This window comes from Tahibacter sp. (assembly GCF_032229445.1).
Lineage (GTDB): Bacteria > Pseudomonadota > Gammaproteobacteria > Xanthomonadales > Rhodanobacteraceae > Tahibacter.
Genome location: NZ_JAVTWC010000108.1, coordinates 1 through 21,821, shown reverse-complemented (window position 1 = coordinate 21,821; position 21,821 = coordinate 1). Strand labels below are relative to the sequence as shown.

Below are 21,821 nucleotides of genomic sequence, written 5' to 3'. Positions count from 1 at the left end.
TCCGGTGGCTTCGGCTCCGGTGGCTTCGGCTCCGGTGGCTTCGGCTCCGGTGGCTTCGGCTCCGGTGGCCGCCGCCCCCCCGCGCAGCGCACCGATCCCGGCAGCACCCGCCGCCTCCGCAGTCCCGGCACCGCCGGCTGCGGCTCCGGCGCAGCCGGCAGCAAGACCGGCACCAGCCAAGGTGGTCGTCGACCCGTCCGTCCCGGCCCCAGTACGTACAGCGCCGATTCCGGCATCGGCTGCGCCGACCCCGGCCGCCGCCGCGGAACGTGTGGCGGCGCCTGAGGCACCGCCGGCTGCGGCACCGTCACCGGCCCCGGCGCCGGTCAAGCTCGCCGTGCCCACCGCGGTCGCGTCGGCACCCATACCCGGCGCCGCGCGCCCGTCAGCGCCTGCGGACAAACCCGCACCGACGACAGGCCAGCTGCCGCTGAGCATGCCGGAACCGCAGGGCGAACCGGCTGCGCCAGGTACCAGTGTGCGTCAGGCCGTGGCGTCCGCGCTGCGTACACCGCAACCGGCCGCGCCGACGGTGGATGACACGCCGACGGACAGCGACAACAACGCCTGATTCTGGCGTTTCAGCCGCAACAACAATCGCCCCGGCCCGTCCGGGGCGATTGCTTTTGCGGGATAGCCCGATCCGGATCACACCTCGGCCGTTCTTGTGCCGGCATTGTCCGCGTGGAAAATCGGCACGAAAGACGCGCCGCCGCCGACGCGGCCAACCCGCGTCAGTGTGACGCCGGGAAGTCCGCAATCGATTTCGCCCGGCCGGGGCCGCGCCCTATCGTCGACGCTTGCGTCGCGTGCCGTTCGCCGTTTCCAGCGCGTTGCCGAAGTCGAGCACGCCGTGCACATTGGCCAGATGCGCCAATGCGACAACGTTGTCGATGTCCAGTTTGACGAAGATGTTCGACTTGTGCGTCGAGATGGTCTTGTCGCTGATGCTGAGGAAACGCGACAAGGTCTGCGCATCGTCACCCTGAGCCAGGCGTATGGCGATTTCCAGCTCGCGGGACGTCAGCCGGTCGAACGGAGAGCCACCACCTCCGTCGACCGCTTCCATCGCGAGTTGCTGCGCGATCGCGGGCGCGAGATAGCGGCGCCCGTCGGCGACCTGCTGCAAAGCCTGCAGGAACTCCTCGGCCGGACACGCCTTGGTGAGATAGCCCGATGCACCCGCTTCGAGCAGGCGCCGCGGGAATGGCGCCTCGCCAGCCACCGTGACGATGACGACGCGCGTCTTCATCTCGCCGCGTTGGACGCGCTCGGTCACCTCCACGCCCGTCAGCTTCGGCATGTGCAGATCGAGTACGGCCAGATCTGGCTCGAGACGTCTTATGAGTGCCAGGCCCGCTTCCCCGTCGCCGGCCTCGCCAACTACTGAAAAACCCGTATGTCGCTCCAGCATCGCGCGATAACCGTTGCGCACGAGCGCATGGTCATCGATCAGAACTACGCTAATCATGCCCGCTCCTCCCTCGCTTGCAGCAACTGAAACGCTACGTGAGGCGCCCGGCACTGACAATGCCCTAAGAGCACTTATTGCACATACTCCACCGAATGGGCGAGGCCCGGCGTGGAGGTTGGGCGGCGGATTCGCTATCCTTCGTCGCCCGCAGCCGGCCTCTATCCGGCCTGCGACTGCGTAAGCGCGCAGTCCCCACCGCACCGGAAGAGTGGCAGAGCGGTCGAATGCACCGGTCTTGAAAACCGGCGATGGGTAACCATCCGTGGGTTCGAATCCCACCTCTTCCGCCATTTGCCCGGCATTGCCTGTCCCCGGACCGCACGGCTCAGGCAACATCGCTTGAGTCATATCGTCGCAGCCGTGATCCGCAGCGGTGCCGGCGCATAAGCTTGCGCCTATGGATTCCGCCACCGTCGTCGATCTGCGCGCCTCACGGCGCAGCTGTAATGAATGTCTGCTGCGCCGGCTCTGCCTGACTGCCGGCATCGATGCCGATGCCGTCGACAGCCTCGACCGCGTGATACGCCGGCGCAGACCGATCACCCGCAATGCCTATGTATTCCGCGCCGGTAGCGCACTGGCACGCATCTATGTCGCCCGCGAAGGTTCGTTCAAGACCGTCGTCAGCAGCGAGGACGGTGAGCAGCAGATCATCGGCTTTCATCTTCCCGGCGAAATCATCGGTCTCGATGCGCTCGGCAGCGGCATCCATCGCTGCGATGCGATCGCGCTCGAAACCGCCTGCGTCTGCGAGGTGGCGCTCGAGGATCTGCACGCCATCGCGGCGCACGTGCCCGGCCTGCAACGTCAGTTGCTGCGCGTGATAGGCCACAGCATGGGCCGGGACCAGGACCATCTCGAAATGATGAGCCGGCGCCAGGCCGGCGACCGGGTGCTGCTGTTTCTGCAGCGCCTCGCCGAACGTTTCGCCGCGCAGGGCGGCGAAACCGGCATCTTTCAGTTGCCGATGACGCGCGAGGATATCGCGAGCTATCTCGGCCTCGTCATCGAGACGGTGAGCCGGAGTTTCACGCGGCTGCAGGAAGACGGGCTCATTGCCGTACGTGGGCGCGAGGTCCGGCTGCTCGCACGGTCCGCGGTCGAAATTCCACCGCCCGCCGCCCGCGCGCACTGATCGCCGGCGCCCGCCGCTCAGGTCCCGGACGCGCGGCGCAAGCTCGCGCCGCGCAACGAAACCGGACAGCGCTCGTCGGGCGCGGAGCCCGCGCAACATGACCGTGCCGAACACTGCAAAGATGGACGCCGGATCCGGACGGCCGTGCTTCACGCGCAGCGCGCTTTGCCCGTAGCATGCGCGGCTGAGCTGTTTCCTTCGTGCCGACCTGCCCTATGCCCCGACCATGCTGCTGATCCCGACCGCCGCCCGCGTGACGCCTTCGACGCGCTATTGGTCCTGGCTCGCACTCGTGCTCGTCACGATCAAGCTGGCATCTGTCCTGGCCGATCCCACGCAGCGCTTCTTCCTCGGCGACTCCGAGTCCTATCTGCATTCGGCGCTGACCGGCTGGATTCCACCGGACCGCTCTTTCCTCTACGGCCTCTTCATCCGTTTCAGCGCAGTGGCCAGCGGCGACCTGATCGGGCTGCTGGTCGCGCAATCGCTATGCGGCGTGATCACCGCCCTGCTTTGCGCACGCATCGTCTGTATCGACCTCGGCGCCGATCGGCGTGGCGCCGCCCTGATCGCCTGCCTGCTGGCGATCGAACCGGCGCAGCTGTTCTATGAGCGCATGGTCATGGCCGAGAGCCTCGGCACCCTGTGCTTCATCGTCATGCTGAGCTGCGGTCTCGCCTATCTGCGCCGCGGCGCGTGGCCGTGGCTGATCGCGGTTGCGCTCGCCGGTATCGCGACCGTGGCATTGCGCATGAGCCTGCTGCCCGTCGTGCTCGGCTTTGCGTTGCTGCCGCCGCTGGCGGCCGCGCTGGAGCACGGCGCACGGCGCTCCTGGAGCCGTACTGGCCTGCATCTGCTCATCGCGCTGGTGGCGACAGGGCTCGTGCACACGGCCTATCAGCGCCTCTACGGACATCTTTCCGAGGGGGCGCCGGCTTACCTGCAGAGCAGCGGCACATTCCGCCTTGGCCTCGTGGCGCCACTGGTCAAGCCGGAGCATCTCCAACAGGTCGGCCTGGCGCCGCAACTGCTGCAGACGGTTGGCCCGCCACTCGCCGATCCGCGCACGCGCGAGGCGCAGCTGTGGCTGGACGACGGGCTCGTCGCCGTGCTTCGCCGTGCCGCCGGGGCAGATACGGAATCGTTTGCGCGGCGGATCACGGCGCAGGCCTTGCGTGACGATCCGCTGGGCCTGTTGCGGTTGAGCCTGGCCACGACACGCGACTATTTCGTCGCCAGCGAAACCTCGCCGCGCATGGCCGACGACCTCGGCACGCGCCCCCTGTCCGACGGCACGCTGGCATCGCTGCGCGAGCGGCTCCATCACGACGGCAGCCGCGCGCACGAATTGCGCAATCCGGCCGCGGTCTATTTCGAACAGGGCGGCTACTGGCTGATTTTCTGTCTGTTTGCGCTGGCACCGCTGGCCCTGCTGGCGCTGCTGCGGCTGTGGAACCGGCGCCGTGCGGCAGCCGCACTGCTCACGCTGACGGCGCTGGGCCTGGTGGCCGGCCAGCTGCTGTTCTCGCACATTGTGTCGTTCCGCTATCTGCATCCGTTCCCTCCGTTATTGCTGATCTGCGCGGCAGCGGCGCTCGTGCCGCAGGCCCGGCGCCGCAGCACGCTGGATGCACTGGCCTGACCCGGTCGTCCACCGTGACAACCAACCATCGCGCCCACGTCTGACCGGAGGTTCCATCCGTCGTCTGCCACCATGGCTTGCCAGCGCCTTCCTCGCCTTCGCGGCCAGCGGCGCTGCCGCGCAGGAGCGCATCGTCGGCCTGCCCTGCGAGGGTTGCGAAGGTGCGCTGGTCGGCAGGCCCGCCGAAATCGCCGCGATCACGCGCATCGCTCCGGCCGGCGAGAAAGGCCAGCCACTGCAGCTGCGCGGGCGCATCGTGGACGCGGTCGGCAACCCGGCCGCCGGCGTGGTCGTCTATGGCTATCACACGGACGCGAGCGGCCACTATCCCGGCGATGCTCGGCTGCGCGATACGCCAGCCAGTCAGCACGGCCGCCTGCGCGGCTGGGCACGCAGCGACGCGACAGGCAACTACGGCTTCGACACGATACGGCCGGCCGGCTATCCGGGGCGGCGCGATCCCGAGCATATCCATCTGCACATCATCGAGCCGGGCCGCTGCAGCTACTACATCGACGACGTGAATTTCCGCGACGACCCACGGCTGCAGGCGTCGACGCAGCAACCGGCGCAGCGCGGCGGCGGCGGCCTGACCGAACCCGTCCGCGACGCGAGCGACACCTGGCAAGCCACGCGCGACATCGTGCTCGGCAAGAACATTGCGGATTACGCGAGCTGCGGCCGCTGAGTCGCGTTTCCGCGATCCGCCGCATCTGACTTCGTCGGTGTCGCGCAGCGAGGATTCCCGCTGCGGCGCAATCTCAGCGCGGGCCCGCGTCCGCGGCGCTGTCGCGCCGGTAGATCCACCAGCGTGACGACGCGTAGTTGACCGCAAGGCCCGCGACAGAACCCGCCGCCACGCCGAGTTCGGGATATTTCTGCACGACCGCAAAAAACGTATACAGTGCCGCATACGTTGCGTAGTTCACCGCGAAGCCACCGCTCATGGCCAGCAGATAACGCGACCATTCGCCGAGCAGACCGTAGCGGCGCGTGCCGCGAAAGGTGTTGTGGCGGTTCCACAGCCAGGTCGCGGTCGCCGCAACGAGGAACGACGCAAGCCGCGCGAGGTATGCGTCCATGCCCAGGCCGCTGACCAGCAGACGCAGGATGCCGGCGTCGACGACGAATCCGATCACACCACCGATACAGAACAGCAGGAATTGCGACACGGGGCGGTGTCCTATTCCGGCGCCGGGTGGGCGAGATACGACAACATCTTGAGCTCGCGCCGGCCGCGCGTGACCGTGTCGAGGATCAGGCCGGCGAAAAAGGCCAGCGCCGCGAGCAGCATCAGGCCGGTCGACAGGATCGCGGTCGGGAAGCGCGGCACGAGACCGGTTTCGGCATAGGTCACGAACAGCGGCACGGCGAGCAGCACCGACGCCAGCGCGAGCAACCCCGCAATCGCCGAGTAGAACGCCAGCGGCCGCTCAGCGCCGAACAGGCGCACCATCGTCACGACGATGCGGATGCCGTCGCGCACGGTCGACAGCTTGCTGTGCGAGCCTTCCGGACGTTCCTTGAACGGCGTGGTCACTTCAGCCACGGCCATCTTCAGCTCCAGCGCGTGCACGGTGAGTTCGGTCTCGATCTCGAAGCCCTTGCTCAGCACGGGAAACGATTTCGCAAAGCGGCGCGAGAACACGCGGTAACCCGACAGGATGTCCGAACAGTTGCGGCCGAACAGCTGGCTCAGGAAGCCGGTCAACATGCGGTTGCCGAACGCGTGTCCGGGACGGTGCACGTCGGCGTGGATGGGTTCACGTACGCCGACGACCATGTCGAGGTTTTCCGCGAACAGGCGCGCGACGAGATCCGGTGCGCTGGCCGCATCGTAGGTGTCGTCGCCGTCGACCATGATGTAGGCATCGGCCTCGATGTCGGCGAACATGCGCCGCACCACATGACCCTTGCCCTGCAGCCTGACGCTGTGCACGGTGGCGCCGGCCTGCGCCGCGACCGCGGCGGTGCCGTCGCTCGAGTTGTTGTCGAACACATGGATCGCCGCATCGGGCAGCGCACGGCGAAAGTCATTGACCACCGCAGTGATCGCGATGGCCTCGTTGTAGCAAGGGATCAGCACGGCGAGGCGTCGGACCCGCGGCATGGTCGGCGTCTCAACCATGGCCGGGGACGAACAGGTTTTCCATCGCCCGGCGATCGGGATGCTCGATCACGCCGCGCTCGGTCACGATTGCGTCGATCAGCGAGGCCGGCGTCACGTCGAAGACCGGGTTCCAGGCAATAGCCCCCTCGATCACCGTGCGCCGGCCGGCGATGCCGAGCAGTTCCGTCGCCTCGCGCAGTTCGATCTCGATCGACGCGCCGTCGGCCGTGGCCATGTCCACCGTCGACGAGGGCGCAACGACCATGAACTTGACGCCATGGTGACGCGCCGAAATCGCGAGCTGATAAGTGCCGATCTTGTTCGCCGTATCACCGTTGGCCGCAATGCGGTCGGCACCGACGATGACCCATTGCACCGCGCCCGAGCGCATCAGGTGCGCGGCCGCGGAATCGGCGATGAGCTGTGCCGGAATGCCGTCGCGCACGAGTTCGAACATGGTCAGGCGCGCGCCCTGTAGCCAGGGACGCGTCTCGCCCGCATAGACCTGGCTGATCTTGCCGGCGCTGTAGCCGCTGCGGATCACGCCGAGCGCAGTGCCGAAGCCGGCCGTCGCGAGCGATCCGGTATTGCAGTGCGTGAGAACGCCGCCACCGCTCAACAGCGCCGCGCCGAGTTCGCCCATGCGCCGGTTCGCGGCGAGGTCCTCGTCCTGTATCGCCTGCGCCTCGGCGGCGAGCGCCGCCACGTCGGTGCCGACGCCCTGCATGCGGTCCAGCGCCCACATCAGGTTGACGGCGGTCGGGCGCGAAGCGCGCAGCGTACGCAGCGCCTGATCCAGGGTGGCCGGTTCGTTCTGCGCCGCCAGCACGACACCCCAGGCTGCCGCGATGCCGATGGCCGGGGCGCCGCGCACGACCAGATCCCGGATCGCTTGCGCCACCTCTGCCGCGCTGCGGCAGTCGACGAAGGTTTCCTCGAACGGCAGCAGGCGCTGGTCCAGCAGGCTCAGGTGATCGCCGCGCCAATGCACGGCGCGGATGGTGTCGTGGCGGTCCAATTCAGACATGGGCGCGGCTCGTAAGGCAACGTGAAAGGATAACGCAGGACAGCGGAAAACGAGGGCAGATGAGTGAGAAACGAGAGGCGGAGAGCTGGCTTCTCAGTCGTTTCTCACTCCCTCTGCCCTATTTTGTGTTTCCCGCGACACGGCGGGAAACGAGGAAGAGAAGCGAGAGCGGAGCTGTCTTCTCACTCGTTACTGACTCCTTTCCCCTATTTGCTACTCCCCGCCATGCCGCCCGTCTGCACTCGCCACAGCGATGCATAGCTGCCATTGCCTGCGAGCAACTGGTCATGCGTGCCCCGCTCGACCACGCGACCGCGCTCGATCACCGCGATCTGGTCCGCATGCACGATGGTCGACAGCCGGTGCGCGATCACGATGACCGTGCGCTGGTGCGCCAGGCGCGCGAGCGAACGCTGGATCGCGGCTTCAGTTTCGTTGTCGACCGCGCTGGTGGCTTCGTCGAGCAGCAGCACCGGCGGATCCTTGAGCAGCGCGCGCGCAATCGACAGGCGCTGGCGCTGGCCGCCGGACAGCTTGATGCCGCGCTCGCCGACGGGCGTGTCGTAACCCTGCGGCAGCCGCAGGATGAATTCCTGCGCCTCCGCGGCGATAGCGGCTGCGACAATCTCGGCTTCGCTCGCGCCAGGACGTCCATAGGCGATGTTTTCGCGCACGGTGCCGTCGAACAGGAACACATCCTGCGCGACCCAGCCGATCTGGCTGCGCAGCCAGGCCAGCGGATACGAGGCCAGCGGGCGGCCGTCGAGGCGGATCTCGCCGCGCATCGGTTCGTAGAACCGCAGCAGCAGCTTGATCAGCGAGGACTTGCCGCCGCCGGTCGCGCCGACCAGCGCCAGGGTCTGGCCGGCCTGGACCTCGAGATCCACGCCGCGCAGCACCTCGCTGCCGTTGGCGTAGGCGAAATGCAGATCCTGCACCACGATTTCGCCGCGCGCGGCATGATCGGGCTGGGTGAGGTCGCTGTCGCGGATCGTGATCGGCGTCGCCAGCAAGCCGAGTATGCGCCGCGTCGAGGCCATGGCCCGCTCGAACAGGTCCACCGTTTCGGCCAGCCGCGTCAATGGCCAGAGCAGACGCTGGGTCAGGAACACGAGCACGGCGTAGAAGCCGGCCTGCAGGGTGCCTTCCAGCACGAGCTGGCCGCCGCGCACGAACGTGCACAGGAAGCCGAACAGGATGGCCATGCGAATCAGCGGCACGAAGGCCGCGCTCAAGCGGATCGCATCCCGGTTCGCGGAGACATAGGCCAGGCTCTCCGACGCCAGGCGCTCGCGCTCGCGCTGTTCGGCGGCGAAGCTGCGGATGGTCGCGATGCCCGCCAGGTTGTTGGCCAGCCGGCCCGACAGCGCGGACACCTTCTCGCGCACGACGTCATAGCGCGGCCCGGCCTTGCGCTGGAAATAAAACGCGCCCCAGAGGATCACCGGGATCGGCAGGAACGCCATCACGGCGATCTGTGGCGAGATCGCGAAGAACACCGCGCCGCAGGCGAGCACCGTGACCACCACTTGGATCAGGTCGCTGGCGCCGCCATTGAGAAACCGTTCCAGCTGGTTCACGTCGTCGTTGAGGATCGCCACCAGACCGCCCGATGAGCGGTCCTCGAAATACGCGAGATCCAGGTTCTGCACATGCGCATAGGCCGAGGTGCGCAGCTCGTGCTGCAGGTCCTGCGCAAGATTGCGCCACAGCACGAGGTAGGCGAATTCAAAGATCGACTCGAATACCCAGATCGCCAACGTCAACGCGCCCAGCAGGTAGACTTGATGCAGTGGTTCGGCGATACCGAAGCCGGCGACGAAGGATTCCTGGCCGCGCACGACCACGTCGATGGCGATGCCAATGAGGATTTCCGGCGCGACGTCGAACAACTTGTTCGCCACCGAACATAGGCTGGCGGCGATAAAACGGGCGCGATACGGGCGCGCATGACGGATCAGCTGCCACAGCGCAGCAAACGACGAGGTGGAAGATGGCATCGCGAAAGCCTAGCACGGAGATTCCCGCCAAACGCGCGCCTGCGCGACTGGAAAACGACCGCGACGCGCGCTTCCAGGCGCTGCTGCGCGCGGCCTGCGTCAAGGCCGCTGGCGTCGGCGCGCTGTCGGCGCTGGTCGGCGCGATTCCCGGCGCGGGCGTGCTGCTGCGCTTCACGCTCGGCGAGCTCGCTGATGCGGCCGCGGTCGGTGCGATCCAGGAAAAACTCATCGAAGACACGCTCGCGCTCTACGAACTGCCGCTGCCCGAGGCGCTACGCAAACCGCTGATCGCCCAGATCAGCGCACTCGGCGCTGGCGCCAGTCTCGGCGTCGATGCGATCGGCCGGCGCATCCTCGGCCGCTTCGGCAGCAAGCTCGGTGGGACGGTGTTCGGCCGCGTGGCGCCCCTGGTCGGCGTGCTGACCAGCGCGCTCGGCAACGCCGCGACGACGTATGCGATCGGTCGCCGCGCCGAGGCGTTTGCGAAAATGGGTGCCGCACCGGCCGACAGCCTCGTCGACGCGTTCCGCGCGTTCACCGGTGTCGACGAACGCCGCGTCTGGGAATGGTCGGTCGCCGCGACCAAGGATGCGCTGGGCACGATCGGACGCGTCACCGCGAAGATGAAAGCGATGAATCCTTTCTCGCGCTGGGAAGTGCCGGACGTGGAAACCGGCGAGGACGACCCCGCGGCGAATCCAGCCGAAACCGCAGCGGAAAAACCGAAGGCGGCACGCAAGCCGCACGCTGCGGCGGACAAGACCGCAAGCCCTTCGGCGAAAAAAGCGTCCAAGGCGGCCAAGGCTACGCGTGGCGCCGCCACGAAATCCGCCGCGAAGGCCGCAACGGCTAACAAGGCGCAGGTAAAGAAGGCCGCCGCGAGGAAGCCAACGCGCAAGCAGTCCCCAGACTAAGCCCGGGCTGACGCAGCAAGAGGCGAAAAACCGATTTTCGCTGTGTGGCGCCCCCTGTGAGGGGGCGCCGGCTGGCCCATGGCCCGTGTTAAGCCCGCTTGGCGAGCCAGTCGTGGATCGCCGGTGGAACTTCACGCTGAGCGCGGCTGGACACGTAGATGCCAATGTGTCCGCCCTTGAACGCGATCTGCGAATAGTCGCTGCTGCCGACCACGTCCTTCAGCGCGCGCGAAGCGGACGGCGGCACGAGGTGATCCTGCTCGGCAAAAATATTCAGCACCGGCGCGCGGACGTTCTTGAGGTCCACCGACTTGTCGCCGATCTGCAGGCCGCCCTTGAGCAGCTTGTTGCCCTGGTAGAAATCCTTGATGAACTGGCGGAACGCCTCGCCGGCCTGGTCCGGCGAATCGAAGATCCACTTTTCCATGCGCAGGAAGTTTTCCAGCTCGGTCTTGTTGTCGAGGATGTCCACCAGACCGATGTACTTCTGCTGGTTCAGGCGCATCGGCTTGAGCGTCAGATAGCAGTAGTTCATGAGATCGGCCGGGATGTTGCCCAGCGTGTCGACGAACAGGTCGACGTCCAGTTCGCGCACCCAGTGTGACAGCATGTTGTCCGGCGTGTGGAAATCGACCGGAGTCACCATCGTGACGAGATTCTTGATTTTTTCCGGATAGATCGCCGAGAAGCACAGCGAGAATGCCCCGCCCTGGCAGATGCCGAGCAGGTTGATCGCATCGACGCCGTGCGACTTGCGCAGGAAATCCACGCAGCGGCGCAGATAGCCGTTGATGTAGTCGTCCAGGCTCAGATATTTGTCCGAGCCGTCGGGATAACCCCAGTCGATGAGATAGACGTCCTGACCCAGCGCGAGCAGGTTCCTGACCATCGAACGGTCGTCCTGCAGGTCGACCATGTACGGTGTGTTGACCAGCGCGTAGCAGATCAGCAGCGGCGTAGTGGTGGTCGGAGGGCGCTCGCCCTTGAACCGGTACAGGGTGACCTTGTCGTCCTTGTATACGGCTTCCTTGGGAGTGACACCGAAGGTGACCGGGTCCAGCGAGCGCAGGGTCTGCGCGCCGGCGGAGAGTTTCTGCTGCAGCTTCAGCGCTTCGTCCAAAGCCTTCTGCGGTTCGATACGGATGGGGCCCATGGCGGTTCGATTCCTCAGCGCTTGGTCTTCTTGGCCGCGGCGGCCGGCTTGGCCGCTTCAGGCGGATTGACATCTGCGGCAGCGGGCTTGGGCACGGCTGCCGGCCGGGACTGCGCAACCTGCTGTTTCAGCGCATCGACTTCCGCACGTAGCGCGGCGATCTCGCCGGCGATGTCCGCGGCGGATGCTTCGCGGCTTGCCTTGAGATGCCGGCGCAGTTCCTGCACGGACTTCTCCACGCCCTTGAGTTCGGTGCGCGTAGGCATGCCGAGCTGGCGCGTCTGCTGCTCGACCTCGGTCTGCATCAGCGAGCGGACGCGCATCTGCGCGTTGACCATCGCACCGTAAACCTTGCGGAACTCGTCCGACAGCGCGATCTCCGCATAGGATTCCTCGGCCGCGTCGATCCACAGGTCATAGACGGCGCGCACCGAATCGAGCTGACGACCCGGCTCCTCGCGTTCGGCGAGCTTGGACTGGAAGCGCTCGAAACCTTGCTGGCTCGACTTGAGGATCAGCGTGTTGTAGCGGTTGGTCTGTTCCTGGTATTCGACCATCGCGCTGCCGAGCTGCTGCCAGCGCTCCTGGTGTTCGCGCGCCAGGCCAAAGGCCGGCATGCCGAGGCCCGCCAACATCTCCTGCTTCAACGGGCCGGCGCCGCGGCCGAATTCGGCCATCATCTGCTCGAAACCTTTGGCGCCCTGCCCCGCCATGTCGCGGAAATTCGTGCCGAGTGGATTGTTCCACAACGACGCATCCATGCCAGGAATGTTGAAGCCGTTGCGCACCGCTTCGGTCCAGGCCGCGGCACTGCCGCCGCCTTCCTGACCGACCGAGGTGTTGAGCATGGACTGCATCAGCGCGACGTACGACTTGGCGTTGGCCGTGACGCGGTCGACGAGATCGCTCTGCGGGTTGCCCTGGCCGAACAGCTGTGCCCATTGATCAAGGCCGGCCTGCCACGGCGCATTCGCGTCGAGCTTGCCGAAACCCGCCGGTGGCATGACGCCTTGCGTTTTCCAACCATCCCAGTAGCGCTGTGCGAGCGCCTGCCATTGATTGATCCAGTCTTGCGCTGAATTCGACATACGCCCTCTCCAAAGTGCGGCCGGATGCTACACCCGGCGATTGTTGCGCTGCAACAAATGCAGCCAGCCCATGAGCCTACCCTATCTGGGCGTCAAAGCGACGTACCACGCCGGCACCTGATGCCCGACATGTCCGCACGATGGCCTGTCCAGGCCTCGCCCCCTCAACTCGGTCAGATGGCGCAGTGCGTCCCACGTATCAGCCTGACCCACGAAATCATGCAAGCTCGACACCCGAATCCTGCGGCGGATCGGGAAACGGCCCGGCGGCGAATGTGGCAGGTATACAAGAGCCTGCGTATGTCGTAATTAAGTACGCTGCGGTATGGCAGCTCGCGCCGGACCCGTGCCCCCCGTAGACATCCCTGGAGTTCTCGATGAAGCTGCTCACTCTCGTACTGCTTCCGCTACTGCTGAGTTCGACGACCGGGTTTGCCCAGTCGGACACCGTTTCAAGTGGCGGCCAGAACGCCGCATCGCCGGACCCGTTCGTCCTGGCGGCCTCTCCTGAGCCGCACGGCACCCCGCCACTGTTCGATTCCCGCGCCCTGATGATCACCAATCCGGGCGGCGGCTTCGGCGGTGGCGACGCCAGCGTATTGCAAGGCACATCCAGTTCTTTCGGTTCCACGGCGACCGGCAATTTCCGCCTGGCGGAAGATTTCGTGGTTCCCGCAGGGGGATGGACGCTGACGGGCGTCACCGTATACGCCTATCAGACCCAGGCCACCCCGTCGACGACGTCGACGCTGACGGGCATGACCCTGCGCATCTGGGACGGCGACCCGTCCCTGGGAACGTCGACGATCCTGTTTGGCGACACCACAACGAATGTCCTGACCAGCTCGGCCTTCTCGGGCATCTTTCGCGCGTCGAGCACCACACCGACGAATGGGCAGCGCGCCATCATGGGCGCAACCGCTTCGGGCCTTTCGGTCGTGCTGCCGGCTGGCACGTACTGGGTCGACTTCTCCGTCACCGGCTCGGTGGCCAGCGGACCTTTCGCTCCTTTCGTGACCATTCCCGGCCAGAACGCCTCGGGCAATGCGAAGCAGCAGACGGTCGATGCCGGCACCTGGGCCCTGATCGTGGACACAGGCAGCACCTTCAACCAGACCTTGCCATTGACGCTGGCCGGCACGGTGACGGTCAGCGATGTGATCTTCGCGAACGATTTCGAGCTGTAGGAGCGCGTCGATGCGGTGAGAGGACCTGGTTCCCCGCACCCAGTCAGGCCGCCGGGAGCCACAGAAGACGCTCGGCGGCCTGCCGCAGATTCACTCCACCGGTACCGGTACCGCGTACTACTCCAACGAAAAAGCCGGCACTAGGCCGGCTTTTTCGTTCAAACCTGGAACGCGAGGATCAGACCGGACCGGCCGCTGCCTGCTGTTCGTCTTCGAGGACCGCCTTGATCGACAGGCGGATGCGGCCCTGCTTGTCGACTTCGAGCACCTTGACGCGAACGGCATCGCCTTCCTTGAGCTTGTCGGAGACTTTCTCGACGCGCTCGTTGGAGATCTGCGAGACGTGGACCAGACCGTCCTTGCCCGGCAGGATGGTGACGAAAGCGCCGAAGTCCATGAGCTTGGCGACTTTGCCTTCGTAGATCCGGCCCGGTTCGACGTCAGAGACGATCATCTCGATGCGCTTCTTGGCTTCTTCCGCCGCGGCGCGATTGACCGAGGCGATGACGATGCTGCCGTCGTCCTGGATGTCGATCGTGGTGCCGGTTTCCTCGGTGATCGCGCGGATGACCGAACCGCCCTTACCGATGACTTCGCGGATCTTGTCCGGGTGGATGCGCATGGTCAGCAGGCGCGGCGCGAATTCGCTCATTTCCGAGCGCGCCGAGGTGATGACCTTGTTCATTTCGCCGAGGATGTGCAGACGACCGCGCTTGGCCTGGTCCAGCGCCACGCGCATGATCTCTTCGGTGATGCCGTCGATCTTGATGTCCATCTGCAGCGCCGAGATACCCGTTTCGGTACCGGCCACCTTGAAGTCCATGTCGCCGAGATGGTCTTCGTCACCGAGGATGTCGGACAACACGACGAAGTCGTCGCCTTCCTTCACCAGGCCCATGGCAATGCCGGCTACCGGCGACTTCAGCGGAACGCCGGCGTCCATCATCGCAAGCGAGGAACCGCAGACCGAGGCCATCGACGAGGAGCCGTTGGACTCGGTGATTTCCGACACCACGCGCAGCACGTAGGGGAAGGACTCCATCGACGGCTTGACCGCCTGCACGCCGCGCTTGGCGAGACGGCCGTGGCCGATTTCGCGACGCTTCGGGCCGGCCATGCGGCCGCATTCACCGACCGAGAACGGCGGGAAGTTGTAGTGGAACAGGAACGTATCCTTCGATTCGCCTTCCGGCGCGTCGATGATCTGCGAATCCTTGGTCGTGCCCAGCGTCACGGTGACCAGCGCCTGCGTCTCGCCACGCGTGAACAGGGCCGAGCCGTGAGTGCGCGGCAGCACGCCGACGCGGATGTCGATGCCGCGCACGGTATCGAGCGCGCGACCATCGATGCGCACCTTGGTCTTTAGCACGCCGTCGCGCAGGGTGCGGTATTCGATGTCGCCAAATGCGAAGCCGATTTCGCTGTCGGTCCACTTGTTGGCAGCGGCTGCTTCGGCGATGGCAGCCTTGACTTCGGCCTTGAGTGCGGACTGCGCGTCGCGCCGGGCCAGCTTGTCGCGGATCTGGAAGGTATCGGCCATGCGGTTGCCGATATGGCCTTCGAGCGCGGCGAACAGCGCGTCGTTACGCACCGGCGCGGTCCACTTGAAGGTCTTGCAGCCGGCTTCGGCGGTGAACGCCTCGATCGCGGCGATGGCGCTCTTGAGCGCGTTGTGACCGAAGGTCACCGCGCCGAGCATGACTTCTTCGCTGAGCAGCTTCGCTTCGGACTCGACCATCAGCACCGCGGTGGACGTGCCGGCAACGGTGAGTTCGAGATCGGAGGTCTTGAGTTCGCTGACGCTGGGGTTCAGCACGTAGTGGCCGTTGATGACGCCGACCTTGGCCGCGCCGATCGGGCCCTTGAACGGAACGCCAGCGAGCACGAGAGCGGCAGAGGCGCCAATCAGGGCCGGGATGTCGCCGTCGACTTCCGGATTCAGCGACATGACCGTCGCGATGATCTGGATCTCGTTGCGGAACTCTTCCGGGAACAACGGACGGATCGGACGATCGATCAGGCGCGAGGTCAGCGTTTCCTTTTCGGTCGGACGGCCTTCGCGCTTGAAGAAGCCGCCGGGGATGCGTCCGGCGGAGTAGAACTTTTCCTGATAGTCGACGGTGAGGGGGAAGAAATCCTGTCCCTCGCGCGCCTTGCCGGCTGCTACCGCCGTGACCAGCACGACGGTTCCGCCCATGCTGACCAAAACTGCACCGCTAGCCTGGCGGGCGATTTCGCCCGTTTCCAGCGTGACTTCGTGATTACCGTACTGGAACGACCTGGTTACTTTCGCCACTGCCATCTCCTCGTGCTGTTTCGCTTAGCGGCGGATGCCGAGGCGTTCGATCAGGGTCTTGTAACGGGTGGCATCCTTGGCCTTGAGATAGGTCAGGAGGCGGCGGCGCTGGTTCACCATCTTGAGCAGGCCGCGGCGGGAATGATGATCCTTGGCATGCTTGGCGAAGTGGCCGGACAGGCTTTCGATGCGGGCGGACAGCAGGGCGACCTGCACTTCCGGGGAGCCGGTATCGTTCGGCACGCGGCCAAAGTCGGCGAGGATCTTCTGGGTTTGTTCGACGTTCAACATTTTTGTGACCTTGAAAGCTAGACGAGGCTTGTGCAGCGCGACCGGAGGCCGATGGCGCTGCACAAGCCCCGCGTGGGGTGAATTGTCAAGAGAGCCGCGGGATTTTAACGCCAGACGCGGCGGCGCAACAAGCCTGAAAGAATCGCGCCGACCAATTTGCGGCGAAAAAACTCCGCCGGACCGGATTCTGCATGACCCGACTGCTCAGGTCGGCAAGTTCAGGCCGCGACGCACGCGCAACACACCGAATGCGTCGACCTCGCCAAGGGCCAGCAGACGACCGCTGGCGTCGTGCACGCGGCAAAGATCAACGATGCCGTGGATACCCGGCACCGGCTGTCCCAGGCCCAGACGCGCGGCGCGGGCCGCATCGAGCGCGACCTTCGGCAACGCCGCGAGCCCGGCATCCGTATTGAGCATCAACACGTCGATCGCTTCCCGCCCTTCGCTCAGCAGCAACCGTTCCAGTTCTTCCAATGTATGCGCCGTGGCGTCCCGGAACGGCTCTATCCAGGTGCGTCGCAGCGCCGCGAGATGCGCGCCGCAGCCGAGTGCCTCGCCGAGGTCGCGCGCCAGGCTGCGCACGTAGGTACCGGAACCGCATTCGACGTCGAGTTCCAGCACCTCGCCATCGTGCCGCAGCAGATCCAGGCGCAACACTTCGACCTCGCGCGGCGCAGCGCTGACCTCTTCACCGTCACGCGCGCGCTTGTACAGCGGCACGCCGTCGAGCTTGATCGCGCTGTAGACCGGCGGCACCTGGACGATGCGCCCGCGCAACGGCGCCAGCGCAGCTTCGATGCGCAGCCGATCGAGCGGCGGCACCGGGCGACGATCGACGACATCGCCGTCAGCGTCGGCCGTGGTCGTGGTCACGCCGAGCTGCACCGTGGCGCGATAGGCCTTGGCCGCACCAAGCAGGTAGCCAGCGATCTTGGTCGCCTCGCCGAAGCACAGTGGCAGCAGACCCGTCGCCATCGGGTCTAGGCTGCCGGTGTGGCCGCCCTTGGCCGCGAGGAACAGGCGCCTCGCCTTCTGCAAGGCCTGGTTGGAGCTGAGCCCGGTAGGCTTGTCCAACAGTACGATGCCGTGGATGTCACGCCAGGGCGTCGGATCTTTTTTCTTGCTCATGCGAAAAGCGCCGGCAGGTTCCGTTACCGTCGCGCACCGCGTGCGCTACGGCGCGGGAATCATTCGCTCGGCTTCTGCGCCTCGCGCAACAGCTGTTCGATGCGTTCGCCCTTGTCGACCGAATCGTCGTACTTGAAGCGAAGTTCGGGCACGCGACGCAGCTTCATCATACGCGACAGCTCGCGACGGAAATCCTTGGCCATCTCATTGAGCAGCTTGACCGCGGGCGGTCCCTGTTCGGAGATGAGCGCGGTGACGTAAACCGTTGCGCTGTCGAGCTCGCGCGAGGCCTCGACGTCGGACACGCTGACCGACGGTAGCGCGTGATCGCGCACGACCTCGTGCACCAACGTGCCGACGAGGCGGCGCAGCTCGGCGGAAATACGGTCGGCGCGATTGAAAGTCTGGGGCATTGGGTACTCGAGAAAAGGGTGGAGAGGAGTGAGAAACGAGGAGAGCCTGCTCTCGCTCCCTGCTCACTCTTCCTCCCTGTGTACTGCGCTTGGAGCGGCGAGAAGCAGGATATGAACAGGCTTGCGCCTTTACTCATTTCTCACTTCTCTCCCCTGTTTGCTGCTCTTAGAACGTTCTCTGTACTTCGATGCGCTCGAAGCACTCGATCTGGTCGCCTGCCTTGACATCGTTGTACTGCTTCACGGCGATACCACATTCCATGCCGTTGCGCACTTCGTCGACGATGTCCTTGAAGCGGCGCAGCGATTCGAGTTCGCCCTGGAACACGACGGTGTTGTCGCGCAGCACGCGGATCGGCTTGTTGCGCTTGACGAAACCCTCGATGACCATGCAGCCCGCCACCGCGCCAAACTTGGAGCTGCGGAAGACATCGCGCACCTGGGCTACGCCGATGATCTCCTCGCGCACTTCCATGCCGAGCAGACCAGACGCGACCTGCTTCACCTGGTCGATGACGTCGTAGATGATCGAGAAATAGCGCAGATCAAGGCCGTTCGAATCGATCACCTTGCGTGCCGACGCATCGGCACGCACGTTGAAGCCGATGATGGTGGCCTTGGAAGCCGCCGCCAGCGTCGCATCCGATTCGGTGATACCGCCCACGCCCGACACGATCACGTTGACCTTGACCAGTTCGTTGGTCAGCTTGGTCAGCGAATCGCGCAGCGCTTCGGCGGAACCCTGCACATCGGCCTTGACCACGAGATTCAGGGTCTGCTGATCGCCGCCCTGCGTCATCGTCGCCATGATGTCTTCGAGCTTCGCGCTCTTGTTGATCAGGCGCGATTCGCGACGCTTCTGGTTGCGCTGCTGGGCAACGTCCTTGGCCAGGCGCTCGTCCGCGACGGAAACGAAATCGTCGCCCGCATCGGGCACGCCCGACAGACCCAGCACCTGCACCGGAATCGAAGGGCCGGCTTCGTTCACCTGCTCCCCGGTTTCGTTGAACATTGCACGCACGCGGCCATATTCAACGCCGCAGACGAGGAAGTCGCCGCGCTTGAGCGTGCCGGCCTGCACCAGCACCGTCGCCACCGGACCGCGCCCCTTGTCGAGGCTGGATTCGATCACCACGCCCGAGGCGCGACCATCGCGTACCGACCTGAGTTCCAGCACTTCGGACTGCACCAGAATCGCGTCGAGCAGCGCGTCCACGCCGTCGCCGGTCTTGGCCGACAGCGGCACGAACTGGGTATCGCCGCCCCACTCCTCCGGCACGACTTCGTGCTGGACGAGGCCCTGCTTGACGTTGTCCGGATTTGCTTCGGACTTATCCATCTTGTTGACCGCGACGATCATCGGCACGCCCGCGGCACGCGCGTGCTTGACCGCTTCAACCGTCTGCGGCATGACGCCGTCGTCGGCTGCGACCACCAGTACCACGATGTCGGTCAGCTTGGCGCCGCGTGCGCGCATCGAGGTAAAGGCCGCATGGCCCGGCGTATCGAGGAAGGTGATGACACCCTTGTCCGTCGTCACGTGGTACGCGCCAATATGCTGGGTGATGCCGCCGGCTTCGCCCGAGGCGACCTTGGTGCGGCGGATGTAGTCGAGCAACGAAGTCTTGCCGTGGTCGACGTGGCCCATGATGGTCACGACCGGCGCACGCGTTTCCTTGTCGCCGTGATCGGCTTCGGAATGCGCGATCAGTGCCGACTCCGCATCGTCGTCGCTGGTCCTGACGGCCTTGTGGCCCAGTTCTTCCACGACGAGCACGGCCGTGTCGTGATCGATGGCCTGATTGATGGTGGCCATGACACCCATTTTGAACAGCGCTTTAACCACATCCGACCCCTTGACTGCCATCTTCGCGGCGAGGTCGGCGACGATCACCGCGTCGCCTAGCGAAATCTCACGCACGACCGGTGCGGTCGGTTTCGCAAAACCATGTTGACCCGTGATGCGGCTGATATCCGGCTTGCCGCGCGGTTTCTTGCGGCTGGACCGGCGAGCGCGTTCTTCCGCGGTCAGGTGCAGCTCGCCGCCAGCAAAGCGATGGGCGCTGTCCGGCGACGGACCTTCGGTCATGCGGTGCGAACCGTGCTTGGCGCGATTGCGATTCTGGTTGTCGTCGGGACGCTTCGGCGGCGGTGCCGGCGGGCGGTGCGGTACGTGATGCGCGGTGGCATCGCGGCGCGGCGGGCGCGGCGCATCGGTTGCCGGGCGCGCGACCGGCGGCGTCGACGGCGCGGCAGACGGCGCTGGAGCCGTAGCCGGCGGACGCGACACCGGGACCTCCGGACGCGTCTGTTGCGGCGGCGGCGGGACCTCGGGTCCGACCGGCTGCGGCTGTTCGGCTTCGCGGCGGCGGGCCTCGCCCGCTGCAGCGGCGGCGGCAATCGCGGCGGCCTTGGCATCCTCCTCGGCCCGGCGCTTGTCCTGCGCCGCGCGCTCGAGTTCCTCGCCTTCGCGACGCAGCGTGGATTCGCCAAGCTTGCGCAGCGCGTCCTCGCGCTCGCTATCGATCTTCTGATCTTCCTCGACCGAGCTGCGCTTGACGTAGGTGCGCTTCTGGCGCACTTCGACATTGACGGTCTTGCCGCGCGCGGCGCCTTGGTTGACGGTGATCTCGCTGACCGTCTTACGCTTGAGCGTGATCTGGCGCGGCGCCGAATCCTCGCTGACCGGCTCGGTCTTGCCGTGCGTACGCCGCAGGAATCCGAGCAGCTTCACTTTCTCAGTGCTGCTGATCACCTGGTCGGCATTGCTGAACTTCATACCGGCTTCGGCAAGCTGCGAAAGCAGCTTTTCGACCGGCGTGCCCAGAACCTGGGCCAATTGTTTGATGGTGACGTCCGACATATTCGTTACTCCGTGATCCGCCTGCTGCCCGTTGCTGCCGTCGCAAAACCTCGACGTATTACGTCTCGGCAGCGCGCGCAGCCACGATCAACGCAGCAGCACGATCCTCGTCCATCCCTTCGATACCGAACTCCATGATCTCGTCGGTGGCGAGATCCGCGAGATTCTCGCGGGTCACGACACCGTGCTGAGCCAGCGTGTAGGCCAGCCCCTCGTCCATGCCCTCGACCGCAACCAGGTCGTCGGCCGGCTTGTGGTCGTCGATGTCCTCTTCCACCGCCAGCGCCTCGGTAAGCAGCGCGTCGCGGGCGCGGGCGCGCAGTTCCTCGACGATGTCCTCGTCGAAGCCTTCCACCGCCAGCAGTTCGCCGGTCGGCACGTAGGCGATTTCTTCCACCGTGGAGAAGCCTTCCTGTACGAGGATCGCGGCGATTTCCGCATCCACTTCCAGGCGCGTCATGAACAGCTGGCGCGCGGACTCCTGTTCGGACTCGCTCTTGTTGCGGACCTGCGCTTCGGTCATCACGTTGAGCTGCCAGCCTGACAGCTTGCTCGCGAGGCGCACGTTCTGGCCGCCGCGCCCGATCGCCTGGGACAGCTTGTCCTCAGCCACCGCGATATCCATCGAATGCTTGTCCTCATCGACGATGATGGACTGCACTTCCGCCGGCGCCATCGCATTGATCACGAACTGCGCCGGATTGTCGTTCCACAGCACGATGTCGATGCGCTCGCCATTGAGTTCGTTCGACACTGCCTGCACGCGCGAACCGCGCATGCCGATGCAGGCGCCGATAGGGTCGGTGCGCGTGTCCGTGGCCAGCACGGCGATCTTGGCGCGATCACCCGCGTCGCGCGCGCAGGCCTTGATCTGCACCAGGCCCTGGCCGACTTCCGGCACTTCGAGCTTGAACAGTTCCATCATGAATTCGGGCGCCGTGCGCGACACGAACAACTGTGGACCGCGCGCCTCGGCGCGCACGTCGTACAGATAACCGCGGAATCGGTCGCCGGTGCGCACCCTCACGCGCGGAAAGGTCTTGTCGCGGGCGATGAACGCTTAGGCAATGCCGCCGATATCCAGATAGACCGCGCCG

Annotated in this window: 18 protein-coding genes, 1 tRNA gene and 2 pseudogenes; 8 read left to right on the top strand and 13 right to left on the bottom strand. The window is 65.7% G+C overall.

The window, feature by feature from the left end; all coding sequences use genetic code 11:
* Positions 1-285, top strand: a pseudogene (locus RUU78_RS19520) (hypothetical protein); the annotation flags it as partial.
* Positions 272-571: a hypothetical protein gene (locus RUU78_RS19515; RefSeq protein WP_313919299.1), complete on the top strand. Its 300-nt coding sequence runs from the start codon at positions 272-274 to the stop codon at positions 569-571. The pseudogene RUU78_RS19520 and the gene RUU78_RS19515, both read left to right, overlap by 14 nt.
* A gap of 216 nt (positions 572-787) precedes the next feature.
* Here the strand turns inward: RUU78_RS19515 and RUU78_RS19510 are convergent, their stop codons facing one another.
* The gene (locus RUU78_RS19510) at positions 788-1,471 is read right to left on the bottom strand and encodes a response regulator (protein ID WP_313919297.1); all 684 of its coding nucleotides are present in this window, start codon (positions 1,469-1,471) and stop codon (positions 788-790) included.
* 205 nt (positions 1,472-1,676) lie between these two features.
* On the opposite strand from RUU78_RS19510, the gene RUU78_RS19505 reads away from it, so the two are divergent.
* The 4 genes from RUU78_RS19505 (at position 1,677) to RUU78_RS19490 (ending at position 4,939) form a co-directional block, all read left to right on the top strand.
* A tRNA-Ser gene (locus RUU78_RS19505) sits at positions 1,677-1,764 on the top strand.
* Between the two features lie 107 nt (positions 1,765-1,871).
* Complete coding sequence (locus RUU78_RS19500) at positions 1,872-2,609, top strand: helix-turn-helix domain-containing protein (protein ID WP_313919295.1); 738 nt, start codon at positions 1,872-1,874, stop codon at positions 2,607-2,609.
* Positions 2,610-2,835: 226 nt separating this feature from the next.
* Positions 2,836-4,251 (top strand): glycosyltransferase family 39 protein, encoded by a 1,416-nt coding sequence (locus RUU78_RS19495; protein ID WP_313919293.1) that lies wholly within the window; start codon positions 2,836-2,838, stop codon positions 4,249-4,251.
* Complete coding sequence (locus tag RUU78_RS19490; RefSeq protein WP_313919292.1) at positions 4,238-4,939, top strand: hypothetical protein; 702 nt, start codon at positions 4,238-4,240, stop codon at positions 4,937-4,939. The genes RUU78_RS19495 and RUU78_RS19490 overlap by 14 nt, the downstream gene beginning before the upstream one ends.
* 73 nt (positions 4,940-5,012) lie before the next feature.
* Here RUU78_RS19490 and RUU78_RS19485 read toward each other — a convergent pair whose 3' ends face one another.
* From RUU78_RS19485 to RUU78_RS19470, 4 genes are all read right to left on the bottom strand, one after another.
* Entirely contained in the window at positions 5,013-5,423 is a 411-nt protein-coding gene (locus tag RUU78_RS19485) for a GtrA family protein (protein ID WP_313919291.1), read from the bottom strand.
* An 11-nt stretch (positions 5,424-5,434) separates the two neighbouring features.
* Positions 5,435-6,361: a glycosyltransferase family 2 protein gene (locus RUU78_RS19480; protein ID WP_313919290.1), complete on the bottom strand. Its 927-nt coding sequence runs from the start codon at positions 6,359-6,361 to the stop codon at positions 5,435-5,437.
* A gap of 10 nt (positions 6,362-6,371) precedes the next feature.
* Complete coding sequence (gene mtnA / locus RUU78_RS19475; protein WP_313919289.1) at positions 6,372-7,388, bottom strand: S-methyl-5-thioribose-1-phosphate isomerase; 1,017 nt, start codon at positions 7,386-7,388, stop codon at positions 6,372-6,374.
* A gap of 206 nt (positions 7,389-7,594) precedes the next feature.
* Positions 7,595-9,388, bottom strand: coding sequence for an ABC transporter ATP-binding protein (locus RUU78_RS19470; RefSeq protein WP_313919287.1), 1,794 nt, complete (start codon positions 9,386-9,388; stop codon positions 7,595-7,597).
* On the opposite strand from RUU78_RS19470, the gene RUU78_RS19465 reads away from it, so the two are divergent.
* Complete coding sequence (locus RUU78_RS19465; RefSeq protein WP_313919286.1) at positions 9,382-10,302, top strand: hypothetical protein; 921 nt, start codon at positions 9,382-9,384, stop codon at positions 10,300-10,302. The genes RUU78_RS19470 and RUU78_RS19465 overlap by 7 nt on opposite strands.
* Before the next feature lie 88 nt (positions 10,303-10,390).
* Here the strand turns inward: RUU78_RS19465 and RUU78_RS19460 are convergent, their stop codons facing one another.
* Together RUU78_RS19460 and phaE are read right to left on the bottom strand one after the other, a co-directional pair.
* A complete protein-coding gene (locus tag RUU78_RS19460; RefSeq protein WP_313919284.1) occupies positions 10,391-11,455 on the bottom strand; it encodes a class III poly(R)-hydroxyalkanoic acid synthase subunit PhaC in 1,065 nt (354 codons plus the stop codon).
* 14 nt (positions 11,456-11,469) lie between these two features.
* A complete protein-coding gene (phaE, locus tag RUU78_RS19455; RefSeq protein WP_313919283.1) occupies positions 11,470-12,543 on the bottom strand; it encodes a class III poly(R)-hydroxyalkanoic acid synthase subunit PhaE in 1,074 nt (357 codons plus the stop codon).
* A gap of 377 nt (positions 12,544-12,920) precedes the next feature.
* On the opposite strand from phaE, the gene RUU78_RS19450 reads away from it, so the two are divergent.
* On the top strand, positions 12,921-13,730 hold the full coding sequence (locus RUU78_RS19450; protein ID WP_313919282.1) for a hypothetical protein: 810 nt from the start codon (positions 12,921-12,923) through the stop codon (positions 13,728-13,730).
* Between the two features lie 178 nt (positions 13,731-13,908).
* Here the strand turns inward: RUU78_RS19450 and pnp are convergent, their stop codons facing one another.
* The 6 genes and pseudogenes from pnp to nusA form a co-directional block, all read right to left on the bottom strand.
* On the bottom strand, positions 13,909-16,026 hold the full coding sequence (gene pnp, locus RUU78_RS19445) for a polyribonucleotide nucleotidyltransferase (protein ID WP_313919281.1): 2,118 nt from the start codon (positions 16,024-16,026) through the stop codon (positions 13,909-13,911).
* A gap of 24 nt (positions 16,027-16,050) precedes the next feature.
* Positions 16,051-16,317: a 30S ribosomal protein S15 gene (gene rpsO / locus RUU78_RS19440; protein ID WP_313919280.1), complete on the bottom strand. Its 267-nt coding sequence runs from the start codon at positions 16,315-16,317 to the stop codon at positions 16,051-16,053.
* Positions 16,318-16,521: 204 nt separating this feature from the next.
* Entirely contained in the window at positions 16,522-17,448 is a 927-nt protein-coding gene (gene truB / locus RUU78_RS19435) for a tRNA pseudouridine(55) synthase TruB (RefSeq protein ID WP_313919279.1), read from the bottom strand.
* 59 nt (positions 17,449-17,507) lie between these two features.
* Positions 17,508-17,861 (bottom strand): 30S ribosome-binding factor RbfA, encoded by a 354-nt coding sequence (gene rbfA / locus RUU78_RS19430; protein ID WP_313919278.1) that lies wholly within the window; start codon positions 17,859-17,861, stop codon positions 17,508-17,510.
* Positions 17,862-18,027: 166 nt separating this feature from the next.
* Positions 18,028-20,724, bottom strand: a complete 2,697-nt coding sequence (gene infB / locus RUU78_RS19425; RefSeq protein ID WP_313919276.1) for a translation initiation factor IF-2 — start codon at positions 20,722-20,724, stop codon at positions 18,028-18,030.
* A gap of 58 nt (positions 20,725-20,782) precedes the next feature.
* Positions 20,783-21,821: pseudogene (gene nusA, locus RUU78_RS19420) on the bottom strand (transcription termination factor NusA); the annotation flags it as partial.

Excerpts from the sequence above, each read along its gene's own strand:
- phaE (WP_313919283.1), bottom strand. The coding sequence starts at position 12,543 with ATGTCGAATTCAGCGCAAGACTGGATCAATCAATGGCAGGCGCTCGCA.
- RUU78_RS19490 (WP_313919292.1), top strand. The coding sequence starts at position 4,238 with ATGCACTGGCCTGACCCGGTCGTCCACCGTGACAACCAACCATCGCGC.
- rbfA (WP_313919278.1), bottom strand. The coding sequence starts at position 17,861 with ATGCCCCAGACTTTCAATCGCGCCGACCGTATTTCCGCCGAGCTGCGC.
- RUU78_RS19450 (WP_313919282.1), top strand. The coding sequence starts at position 12,921 with ATGAAGCTGCTCACTCTCGTACTGCTTCCGCTACTGCTGAGTTCGACG.
- RUU78_RS19495 (WP_313919293.1), top strand. The coding sequence starts at position 2,836 with ATGCTGCTGATCCCGACCGCCGCCCGCGTGACGCCTTCGACGCGCTAT.
- RUU78_RS19500 (WP_313919295.1), top strand. The coding sequence starts at position 1,872 with ATGGATTCCGCCACCGTCGTCGATCTGCGCGCCTCACGGCGCAGCTGT.
- infB (WP_313919276.1), bottom strand. The coding sequence starts at position 20,724 with ATGTCGGACGTCACCATCAAACAATTGGCCCAGGTTCTGGGCACGCCG.
- RUU78_RS19465 (WP_313919286.1), top strand. The coding sequence starts at position 9,382 with ATGGCATCGCGAAAGCCTAGCACGGAGATTCCCGCCAAACGCGCGCCT.
- truB (WP_313919279.1), bottom strand. The coding sequence starts at position 17,448 with ATGAGCAAGAAAAAAGATCCGACGCCCTGGCGTGACATCCACGGCATC.
- RUU78_RS19470 (WP_313919287.1), bottom strand. The coding sequence starts at position 9,388 with ATGCCATCTTCCACCTCGTCGTTTGCTGCGCTGTGGCAGCTGATCCGT.
- RUU78_RS19510 (WP_313919297.1), bottom strand. The coding sequence starts at position 1,471 with ATGATTAGCGTAGTTCTGATCGATGACCATGCGCTCGTGCGCAACGGT.
- RUU78_RS19460 (WP_313919284.1), bottom strand. The coding sequence starts at position 11,455 with ATGGGCCCCATCCGTATCGAACCGCAGAAGGCTTTGGACGAAGCGCTG.
- rpsO (WP_313919280.1), bottom strand. The coding sequence starts at position 16,317 with ATGTTGAACGTCGAACAAACCCAGAAGATCCTCGCCGACTTTGGCCGC.
- RUU78_RS19480 (WP_313919290.1), bottom strand. The coding sequence starts at position 6,361 with ATGCCGCGGGTCCGACGCCTCGCCGTGCTGATCCCTTGCTACAACGAG.
- mtnA (WP_313919289.1), bottom strand. The coding sequence starts at position 7,388 with ATGTCTGAATTGGACCGCCACGACACCATCCGCGCCGTGCATTGGCGC.